The following is a 10,240-nucleotide window of genomic DNA, read 5'->3' on the forward strand; positions in this document are numbered from 1 at the left end:
GTATTACCCCCTGCCTATGCGCTTTTTTGTTCACGTTCGATTACAGGCAATATACCTTTCTTGTTTTTAAGAAGGTCATAGATAAATAGCCTTCCTTTTTGTGTCCAATATGTGTGCATTACGCTTCTTTCTGCATCAATAGCATGAGTCTTGGACTGCGTGTATCCTTGATCGGCGTACTCCTGATATAAAAGCCAGCAGTTTCCCATTTTGTACTGTACTCCAAGCTCATGAAGCAGCTTATTGAAAGCGCGGCCAGACATTCCGTAATCCTTGGCAATCTTGCTGATCGGCACAAGGCTTTTATTTTGCAATATAAGATCATAATAACTCGCCTTGGGCTTTAACTCGCTGATAATCTGTTTATTCTTTGCATTTTCTATTTCCAAAGCTTTCCGTCTGTCGCGTTCTGCCTTTAGTTCGGAGAAAATCCTGATGCCATACTCCGGATTGGAAATCATCTCTTCGATAACTTTATCTGTAGCATAAACTCCATATTTTCTGATCGTGGGCAGCACTTCATCAAAGACCCATCTTTCAAAGCGTTCAGCAGCAGGAAGTTTGCTACGTATAATGAGACGATATAGATTTCCCTCTGTAATATAAGTCCGTTCAACATGCTGTTCAGTCGAGACACCATATTGATTTGTAGTTAAGGTGACCCCGTCGTGTTTCACGACCCCGTCTGGTTTGCAATGGCGTTGTATCGCATCACGAGGGTTACTATATCCTAGCATCCTTGCACAATCCGTTGCAGGAAAGTATTCCTTTCCATCAATAACGAGTACTTTAAGTTCTCCAAATTCTGTATTCTTAAAAACCTGTAAATTAGTCATAATATCAATCCTCCATTTCTTTCATTTCTCCAAAATTTCTTCCTACCGAAGCCTCTGCCACAATAGGTACATCAAATTCAGGGAAGGGTTGTGTTTCCATACACTCTTTTATAAAAACAACTGCTTCGTCCACCTTGTCTTCCGGTAATTCAAAAACCAGCTCGTCATGTATCTGCAGCATAGGTTTCAGCCAAGGCCTTTCGGGAAGTCCACTGATGATGCGCCCACAGGCAAGCTTTAGAATATCTGCCGCTGTACCTTGAATAGGTGTATTTAATGCGCACCGCTCGGCAAACGACTTCTTGCCCCAATCTGATGACCGAATTCCCAGCAAGTATCTTCGCCTGCCCAGCCATGTTTCTGAATAGCAGCTTACAGCAGCCCGCTTTTTTACCTCATCCTGCCATTTGGCAAGACCGGGGTATCCGGATTTCAAGTTTTGAATGATGGTCTCACATTCGGACAAAGTTGGGTTCAGCCCAGCTTTAAATTTAAGTGTTCTCTGTAAGCCAGTAGGAAACAGGCCATAGAACACACCGAAATTGCAGTTCTTTGCAATGGTCCTACGCTCTTTATAATGTGGAGCATTTTTGTCTGCTGCCTCCTCAAAAGGAATGCGGTAAATAACAGAAGTGGTCTGAGCATGGATATCACCGCCAGTACGATAGGTTTCCAGCATACGTTTGTCCCTGCAATAAAACGCTCCGACGCGCAGTTCTATCTGTGAAAAGTCAAGGGATAAAATAGCCTTTCCTTCCGGTGCAATGATAAATTTCCGTACGCCTATTGGGTCATTGTCTTTCTGCGGACAATTCTGCATATTCGGGTTTCTTGACGCAAATCTGCCTGTCTCTGTCCCCAATGGTATAAGGTCCGGATGAATCCTGCCGGTATCCTCATCAATAAATCGAAGATACCCGTCTATATAGGTGGATTTGAGTTTTCCCCACTTGCGGTATTCCTGCACCAGTTCAAATAAGCGAGCAAGTTCAGGCCTGTTGGATTCACACCATCCTTTTAATAGGATCATGGTTTCATCATCGGCAGCTTCCTGATGTTTTGCGGTCGTTTTCATTACCGGAAGACCGAGATCCACAAAAAGATATTTTTTAAATGCTGAAGTTGAAGCATTTGCCCCAATCTCTACATTGCCGATAATTCCGGCAATCTCTTTTCTGATACTGACAATCTTTTCTGCGGCTTCCGCTTGTTTCTTCAGCATGGCTGACTTATCCACCAATATGCCGTTATACTTCATTATCCCGACATATACTGATGTAGGCGATTCTACCTCTTCCACAATAGTTCTGTGTTTGGGTAAAAATCTATCAAACCACTGATTGAAAACATGATACAAGCGAAGAGTGTAGTCGCTGTCAGCACAAGCGTAGCGGACAGTCTTCTCATCCTGAGGGTTCAATTCATCGAAAAACCGACCTTTAGTAACCGTTGAGAATTCTGTCATTTCTGCTTTGCAGAGTGCAGGCGCAAGCGTTTTAAGTCCGCTGTCAGCAAGACTTCTGAACTCCCACTTGCTTTTTAATGTAAGTTGTGATGCTGCAATCGTGTCATAGCAAGGCTTTTGAAGGACGATACCTCTTGCGTAAAGGAACATAGACTCAAAAGCCAGATTATGAGCAACTTTTATTACATCTTTTGATTCGAATAGTAATTTCAGATAATCCCATATTGCCGCCTGGTTCTCTGCATTTCGCCCGCTACGATGTTTAAGTGGAACATATATAGCAGTCCCTTCTGATACTGAAAAACTGATTCCTGTAATATCTGCTTTATGAGCATCCAGAGCTGCACTTTTATCGTTCCTCCATTTATCGCGGGGTGACGTTTCAAAGTCGAAAGCAAATAGGACAGTGTTTTTCAGATACTCTTGTATTTCAGACAGCATATAAACACATTTGTATCCCATGCGGTTCTCCTTTCCGCCCTATCGGAGATAGAAGTTACTCTCCGATAGGGCCTTTGATCACTTAAGCGGCTCAGTAATTTCACCTGATTCAGGGTCTACATTTATTACCTCTTCACCGGCAGGTTCAGTGTCATGGCCGACTCGGGTACTGAATGCTTTGACCTGCTCGGAAAGCTTGGATATCAACGCATATTCGTCAGCGGTCAGATTCCGATCTACAGCAAACTGAGCCTGTGAATAGGTGATACCGCTTGAATTGGTCGCCTTTTTCAATGAAAAGCGGGTAACTACGCTGTTCGATTTTTTACCTTTAGAAAGCAGCCTTTTGATGTAGCGGGAAAACTCTTTCAACGATCCTGTTGGCAATGAGAGTATCAACGGGAAAATCTCCCCTTCACGCAGTACATATATCCTGCGGCGGTTCTTGCAAGCTTTGCTGCCGTTTTCCCCCGAACCGAACTGATTATATGGGCATTTGGCACAGCTTCCCCCGGGGTCTCCTTCGCCGGTTATACCATCAAAGCTTCCGCAATCCGGTGGGTTACTGCCTCCGGTATACTTGTCCTTGTAGTATGCATAAAGTGGATGATGATAAAGAATTACCGCTGAGAATTCTTTGACAGTATCAGGTTCTCCGGGATTCTCACCAGGCACTTCAAATACTGTGCTGCCTGCGGACGGGATTTTTATGCGTTCAAAAGTCATGTCAAGACCGTCAAGTTCTGATGCCATTGCCTCGTCAAGATTGAAATCAGCGAGCTGAAGAAAACCTGTATTTTCGTTAATAGTTACGAGTTCATTGTTTTTCATGCTTTTATACCTCCGTAAATATGAATTTGAAATGTAATCTATATCATTGTTCTTTGAAACTTTGATCTTAGAACCGTTATTCCTTGAGCATTGCGCAATGAAACTATTTACCTTGCCGCTTTTCGCATAGTTACTGTTGTCTTTTCGAAGACATTCACAAGGCCTTTCAACCAGTCGGGAATCTCGTCTCCATTCTCGGCAATCTGTTCTTTAACAAATGCCGACAGAGAGTTTGCATTGACTGTTTCATAGATCAATGAACTATATCCGTTTTGCCTCAATGCTTCATACAGCTGTTCCTTGCTAGCCCCTATCGCTGATGCATATATTTTGGTAGTTAGATAAAATGTAGTCCCCGATCTGTTGAAGGATTGTGTCTCTTCATTTACCATCATCGCCACCAGCTTAAGTTCCACCTGCTCAATCTCAGCATTGATGACCTTGAGTGCATCTTCTGCTTCCTTTTTGCTTTCTTTAAGGCTTTTTAGCCTGTCAGCCAGTTCAAACATATCGTTTTGCATATATCTTACCTCCTGAAGAAAGTATGCCAGTTATCGACTAGTAACTTGGCAACATCTTCCTTACGCTGTAGAGTTTTTAAGACTTTTTCATCAATTGTGTCCTTAGCTACTAAATGAATATATGTACAAGTGTTGCGTTGTCCGATTCTGTGGATGCGGGCCCGAGCCTGAGAATAGTTTGCATAGTTGAAGTCCATGCTGTAAAAAATTGCTGTATTGGCTGCTGTGAGTGTTAATCCAAGTCCTGTTGTTTGTATTTGACCCACAAACACCTTAACTTCCGGGTTTTCTTGAAACTGCTGCACCTGCTCTGACCGGTTTTTTATCTCTCCCGATATCACTGAGTGCTTAATACCCTTTTCCGCAAGCAGTTTAGATATAGCATCAATTTCAGGTACAAATCTCGCAAAAATTACCAGTTTTTTACCTTCACCCAACACATCATCGATGATTTCCTCAAGAGCCATTAGTTTTGCCTTTGATACCTGCTGCACCGGACCACCCTTATCATCGCGAATAAAGCCGCCTGTTACCTGCTGCAGGCGAAGCAACTGTGTAAGGATGTTTCTAACAACCACCTCACCTTTTAGCAGTTCTGCATATGATGAAGTTTCCAAGCTTTCATAGATTTTCATGCCCTGCGGGTCAAGGGTCACATACCTTACTTCATCTACCATTTCTGGCAAGTCCAGCGCTTCTTCCTTAGTCACCCGGTAAGCTACAGAGTGGGCCTTCTGAACCAATTCTTGTAAATTTTTATATCCAACAATTTGATGCTTTCCATAGCCGCCCATTGTGGCATACCTTGAACGAAAAGCATAATAGCTTGGGCCAAAAATGCTCTCATCCAGCACCTTGTACTGGCTGAAGAAGTCTAGTGGATTGTTCTGGATTGGCGTTCCAGTGAGAATCAGCCTATATTTTGCCTGTTTTGCCAACCGGTGCAGGGCCTTCGACTGCTTGGCGTTGGGGTTTTTGATACGGCTGGATTCGTCACAAACTATTACGTCCGGTTTCCATTTCTTCAGTTCCTCCTCAAGCCGCCAGGTGCTTTCATAATTCAGCACCACCACCTGCAGCCCTGTTCCTGTCATGTGTCTTAGGGTATCAGCCTTTTTGCCGCTGTCTCCCTCCAGTACTGCCAGCACATAGTCGAAGGCTGCAAACTTCTCAAATTCTTCTGCCCAGACATTTGCTACCGACAGCGGTGCTACTATAAGCGCCCGACGTATAAGACCGTTTAGAAACGCCCTGCCAAGTAAAGCGATTGTGGTAAGGGTTTTGCCCGTCCCCATTTCCATTAGAAGCGCTGCCCCACTAACACTAATCATGTAGAACCACCTGCAGTAAAGAAACCTAAGAGATTTCCTATAAAGTTATATGCCTGTACCTGGTGCTGATAAGGCTTCACTTTGATAGGCATTGGTTCTATGGCTTCAACTGGCAATTCTAGTTTGTCATTATTCTCTATAAGACTTGAAACCATATCAATAAGCGCCCCCTTGAACTCACATCCGATTATTCTAAGAGTCGATACACTTTCTGCATTGAAGGGTACAATCCAAACTTTGCGCACTGGATCCCAGTATCGCCCCTGAATTTCTTTTATGACTTCCCGATATAAATAGGAATTATAAATAGTGATCATACCATTCTCATAAAGTGCATGCATTCTCAATTACCTCCATGTTGCAGTATGTAAATGAATGCATTTTACAGATTCTATATTTATTACAGCGATCTAATATACGCTTACCCGCTTGTATGCTTTTTAGCTTACATTAAGACTAAAAAAATTGTCATTTGATTTGTAATCAAAATGACTTCTTTTTTGTAGAGTTATTATATCAAGCCCAAACTTTTTAATCTGATAGACATAGCCTGTTCTGAAACATCAAAAAAATCTGCTAATGCCTTGATAACAGCATTAATTGCAAATGGATAATCAGCATCATCCCTTTTGATCTTAGACACTATGTTTTTATATTGAATTTTATAATACTCTTTAACTGTAGGCAATGGCATTAATATTGATGCCCCCAGAAAATCTGCCTGCCATTCAAGCCATTCTTTCGGAGTTTTTCTTTTATTATTACTAAATGATTTTTCAACATCACGTTTTAAACACTTTACAGCATTAATTTCTTCCCGGTATGCATTCTGATTAAAATATATATTCTTATGCAAATCCCAATGTGATACCTCGTGGGCACAAGTAAATCTATATCGGCCATTTTGTTTTTGATCTTCTGCAATACTATTATCAATTAGAATAGTGCCACTTCTAACCTCTAAAGGATATGCTTTTTTGGCGTTCTTATCATAAACCTTAATATAACCTGTTTCAAAAGTAGTCAAGCCCAGGATATTACCATCCAAAGATAAATTTTGATAATCTAAAATTAGGTTATAATGATTTTCAATAATATTCTCTATAGGAATAGGTTGTGGTATTTTTAATAGTTCATAATTATATTCGCACAATATCTCAAGTGCTCTCTTTTCGAGGTCTTCTTTAGAATAATATGGATATTTAATATAATCATCATATCCTTCATTTTTAACCAGCCTTAACAAAATATATCACTTCCTCTTTAGCCTTTCGATAAAAGCTTTCCAATCCTCATCTGTTGCATTGTTCTGATTAGCCGTTCTTAATGCAACCTTTACAATTTCCCTATCCATAATGTATTCCGGAATATCTGGCGGCAATTCACCTTTACTCTTTCCAGCCAAATCAAACATAATATCAATTTCTTCTTTTGATAACATAAGTATTCTTGCGATTTCTAACAGTTTTTCTTTATCTGGTGCATAACGACGGTTTTTTTCAATATCACTCAAATATGCTGGCGTAATACCAAGCATTTCCGCCATTTTTCGTATACTTATTTGCTTTTGTTTTCTTCTCGTCTCAATGAAACTACCAAAAGTAGTATCATTGTTATTCATACTCATAATTATCCCTCCGCATGTAAGCATGTATGCTTACACTAATTCTACAGCTTTTATATTTGTTTGTCAATCCCTTTTTTAAATTTCTACATAAATTCGCTAATTCCGCTTAAACCGCTTTCATTAATTATTTTTCCTAATTCAATTAACCCAGCATTCATTAACAACTCGATTTGCCTATAAGGAGTCTGTATATCAGGAAATAAAGATATAATAAAGTTATAAAGGTATTTGTCTCCATCAAAAGTACCTACATTCCATGATGCTCCACGACCTTCGCCTATGTTAAACTCACTAATTCTTTTATCTAATTCGTTTTTAATTGCATAAGCAAAAGCAAATTTTGCAATATCAAATTTGTCCTCAAAACAGTCAAGTTCAGCAATTTTTTCGGCTACTTCGTTAGCCTCGTTTGTTAAACCAATATTAACCTTGTCTTCTGCCATTAGTTATCACTCCCAATCATTTTTTTAATTTCAGTATGCATAGCACTAATTCTACAAAGTTCATATTCATGTTTTAGCGTGCTTCCCAGTATTTTTCTTGCCAACTGCTCATCTATTTCGTCTATGTAAACTAAGAGTATGACTTGTTCAGAAAGTATGGGTAAAGAAGCTGTAATTTTTCTTTTGTGTTCTGGATCTAAACGTCCAAAAGGCGAATCCATTATAACCGGGCCTTGCAAAGGAGCATTTTTATGGAGTGCACCAATTAATGATAAAGCTACAATATGTTCATACCCTGAAGATCTAATTTCTATTATTCGGCCACTTTTATGTGCTATATATAACCCATAATTTTCATTTATTTTCAAGCCACTATAATCAGGTTCATTAGAAATATTAACAAAAATATTTGAAGCATCTCTCTCAACTTTCTGTTTAAGGCTATCTCTATAAAGATCGACACCCTTTTCAAAAATGTCTTTTATTTTCTCACAAAACTCTTTCCTCTTTTCTGCCTTAGCTAGTTCTCCGCTGCCGGCTTGCTTCTTCAGCTTTTCTTCAAGACCTCTGATCTCATTAATGGTTTTTGTAATGATTTCCTCCTCTTTTTTAATTCCTTCCTCTACAACAGAAATTTTTTGTATACATTTTGCAAAATCGTTAGTAACTGAACTAGCTCTAGCAGTGTCCTCGACTCCACTTAATTGTTTAACAATAGCATCAAGTTCCTGTTCCGCGTCACTGATTTCAACCGTTAAATCGGCTATACTATCTTCAATACTTTTTATTTGTGCTTTTAAGTCACTGGCATTAAGTTTTTTTAATTGTGCTTTTCTACCCTGCAATTCAATTAACTTGTTCTCTTCTTCGGCAGTCAAGCTACCAAATGCTGTACTAGGATTATTAATTTTATCGTTCAGCCTATTAATAAGTGAAATATCAAGTGTCTGATCACATACAGGACACCGCCCTGTATTGATTCCTTTTTTCAGTTCATCAACGATCTGTTGTGAAATTACATATTTTGTCTTTTTGGTCTCGAGTTCAGCAATTTCCCCATCTAACTGAACCATCAAATCATTAATTCGAGTGCCCAGCATCCCTTGCCATGCTTTTTTGGTTAATGATTTCATTTCTTGAAGCTTAGCTTTTTTTGCCTCTTCTTTCTTCTCAATGGCTTCCTTTAGTCTTTTTTGCTGATTCAGTAATTCACGAGTTCTTTCTGTTCGTTTCATTTCATCTTCGATTTTTTGTTTTTCATTTTGCAGTTCTTCTAACCGCTTTTTTAAAGAAATACAGTCATCCTCATGACTCTTTAGTTCAGCTTGCTTTGCTTCTAATAGTGAACCTATAATCTGGGTATTCTGATCTTTCTGTGCTGCCTTTGATAAACGATTCTGATATTCTTTCAGTGCTGCTTTTGTATCAGTAAAACCATTTATTAGCACTGGAACTCCTAGAATTCTCTCAATCGATTCTTTTATCTTATGACCGATTGAATTCTCATCATTAAGTAATTCCTCATATTCACCTAATAATTCACCGTCAAACAAGAAAAAACGCGACACCTGCTCTGGCATAATACTTTTTAAGATGTGATCTCTTTCTTCAGGAGAAACAATTGTTGTTCCCCTCTTAAGAAATACGTCTTCTTTATAATCGTTATCTGATAACGGAATAGAAACACCCGGTCTGACAGTATACTGTCTAGTTAGTTCATAAACAACACCGTCACTATCCATTTTCAATATTACCTTAAAGCCATATTTGCCTTCATCAAAGCTTTCCCAGTTACTAATCTTTTGTAATGAATGTTGTATCTTGGTATTGCGACCATACACTTTTCCAAACAAGGCATATCTAAAAGCATTAAGCAGCGTTGTCTTACCCCGACCATTATTCCCCCATATTATTGTTACTCCGTCATCAGATGTAAAATCAATAGTTTGCCGACTCTTATATGGGCCAAAGTCTTCTACTGTTAAACTTAAAAACCTTAGCATCTTCTATCCCTCCAAAAAGAAAACTTATAATTCTGTTTCAGCAAGATACTCGTCAATAGCTTTTAATACCTTTTTTGCAGCTTCCACCCTGTCATCTTGGTTTTCATACTCAATTGTTAAAAGTTCTTCTATTAACTCTTGAGGTATCTCAGGGTAATTTTCTTGCCTTATTTTCTCTAAGGCATTACGCAATTCATTTAAATTGCTACTTTTCGTCATCCTCATAACCTCCATTCATACTTTCAACAATATCAATACCATGATCAATAGCTATTGTTCTAAGCTTTGTAATACAAGCTGGGTTCTCAGCCCATTGTCCAAACTGAATTGCTCTTGCAAGTTCTGATTCAATTATCGACAACTGTCTCATATTTTCAGGATCTACAGTATTGGGAATAACAATCGCATCATGTAAATAGGCAAAATGCTTGTTCTGAGCCCGTCTAAGTATACGCTGTAACCGCTAAACTAAATTGGACAGAAAACAACAAATAAGAATGAACAGTATTTACCACAATCCTCCAAAAAGGCTATGATTGAGCTGGAAATAAAAACAGCTTTGATCATAGCAGAGGAGGAAGAAATGAACGTAGCAGAAGGGTGGAATATGTATTTAGATATCCAGGACCTAAAAGCCAAACATTTTAACATAAGTCAGATATCCCGGCGTTTGGATCTATCCCGAACAACAGTGTATAAATACCTGGACATGACTCCCGAGGAAATGGAACAGTTCCTGGAG

The 10,240-nt window shown here is 39.2% G+C and carries 13 protein-coding genes; 1 reads left to right on the forward strand and 12 read right to left on the reverse strand.

The window, feature by feature from the left end:
• Nucleotides 1-14 precede the first annotated feature (14 nt).
• The 12 genes from AAV90_RS11400 to AAV90_RS15290 form a co-directional block, all read right to left on the reverse strand.
• Complete coding sequence (locus tag AAV90_RS11400) at nt 15-836, reverse strand: phage antirepressor (RefSeq protein ID WP_028306839.1); 822 nt, start codon at nt 834-836, stop codon at nt 15-17.
• Nucleotides 837-840: 4 nt separating this feature from the next.
• Complete coding sequence (locus AAV90_RS11405; RefSeq protein WP_046499198.1) at nt 841-2,763, reverse strand: bifunctional 3'-5' exonuclease/DNA polymerase; 1,923 nt, start codon at nt 2,761-2,763, stop codon at nt 841-843.
• Between the two features lie 57 nt (nt 2,764-2,820).
• Complete coding sequence (locus AAV90_RS11410) at nt 2,821-3,573, reverse strand: hypothetical protein (RefSeq protein WP_046499199.1); 753 nt, start codon at nt 3,571-3,573, stop codon at nt 2,821-2,823.
• Nucleotides 3,574-3,680: 107 nt separating this feature from the next.
• Nucleotides 3,681-4,094 (reverse strand): gp33 family protein, encoded by a 414-nt coding sequence (locus AAV90_RS11415; protein ID WP_046499202.1) that lies wholly within the window; start codon nt 4,092-4,094, stop codon nt 3,681-3,683.
• Nucleotides 4,095-4,099: 5 nt separating this feature from the next.
• Nucleotides 4,100-5,425, reverse strand: a complete 1,326-nt coding sequence (locus AAV90_RS11420) for a DEAD/DEAH box helicase (protein ID WP_076982651.1) — start codon at nt 5,423-5,425, stop codon at nt 4,100-4,102.
• Nucleotides 5,422-5,766, reverse strand: coding sequence for a hypothetical protein (locus AAV90_RS11425; protein ID WP_046499205.1), 345 nt, complete (start codon nt 5,764-5,766; stop codon nt 5,422-5,424). Before AAV90_RS11425 ends, AAV90_RS11420 begins: the two co-directional genes overlap by 4 nt.
• 170 nt (nt 5,767-5,936) lie before the next feature.
• Complete coding sequence (locus AAV90_RS11430; protein ID WP_046499207.1) at nt 5,937-6,671, reverse strand: ImmA/IrrE family metallo-endopeptidase; 735 nt, start codon at nt 6,669-6,671, stop codon at nt 5,937-5,939.
• Between the two features lie 6 nt (nt 6,672-6,677).
• The gene (locus AAV90_RS11435) at nt 6,678-7,052 is read right to left on the reverse strand and encodes a helix-turn-helix domain-containing protein (RefSeq protein ID WP_242847553.1); all 375 of its coding nucleotides are present in this window, start codon (nt 7,050-7,052) and stop codon (nt 6,678-6,680) included.
• A gap of 83 nt (nt 7,053-7,135) precedes the next feature.
• Nucleotides 7,136-7,495, reverse strand: coding sequence for a hypothetical protein (locus AAV90_RS11440; RefSeq protein WP_046499209.1), 360 nt, complete (start codon nt 7,493-7,495; stop codon nt 7,136-7,138).
• Complete coding sequence (locus AAV90_RS11445; RefSeq protein WP_046499211.1) at nt 7,495-9,498, reverse strand: AAA family ATPase; 2,004 nt, start codon at nt 9,496-9,498, stop codon at nt 7,495-7,497. Before AAV90_RS11445 ends, AAV90_RS11440 begins: the two co-directional genes overlap by 1 nt.
• Nucleotides 9,499-9,522: 24 nt before the next feature.
• On the reverse strand, nt 9,523-9,717 hold the full coding sequence (locus AAV90_RS11450; protein WP_046499212.1) for a DNA modification system-associated small protein: 195 nt from the start codon (nt 9,715-9,717) through the stop codon (nt 9,523-9,525).
• Complete coding sequence (locus AAV90_RS15290) at nt 9,704-9,868, reverse strand: hypothetical protein (RefSeq protein WP_207642063.1); 165 nt, start codon at nt 9,866-9,868, stop codon at nt 9,704-9,706. Before AAV90_RS15290 ends, AAV90_RS11450 begins: the two co-directional genes overlap by 14 nt.
• Nucleotides 9,869-10,030: 162 nt before the next feature.
• Between AAV90_RS15290 and AAV90_RS15165 the strand changes: the two genes are divergently transcribed.
• Nucleotides 10,031-10,240: helix-turn-helix domain-containing protein (locus AAV90_RS15165; protein WP_207642033.1), on the forward strand; the 210-nt coding region annotated here is incomplete at its 3' end.

The sequence above is a fragment of the Syntrophomonas zehnderi OL-4 genome (genome assembly GCF_000983115.1).
GTDB lineage: Bacteria > Bacillota > Syntrophomonadia > Syntrophomonadales > Syntrophomonadaceae > Syntrophomonas_B > Syntrophomonas_B zehnderi.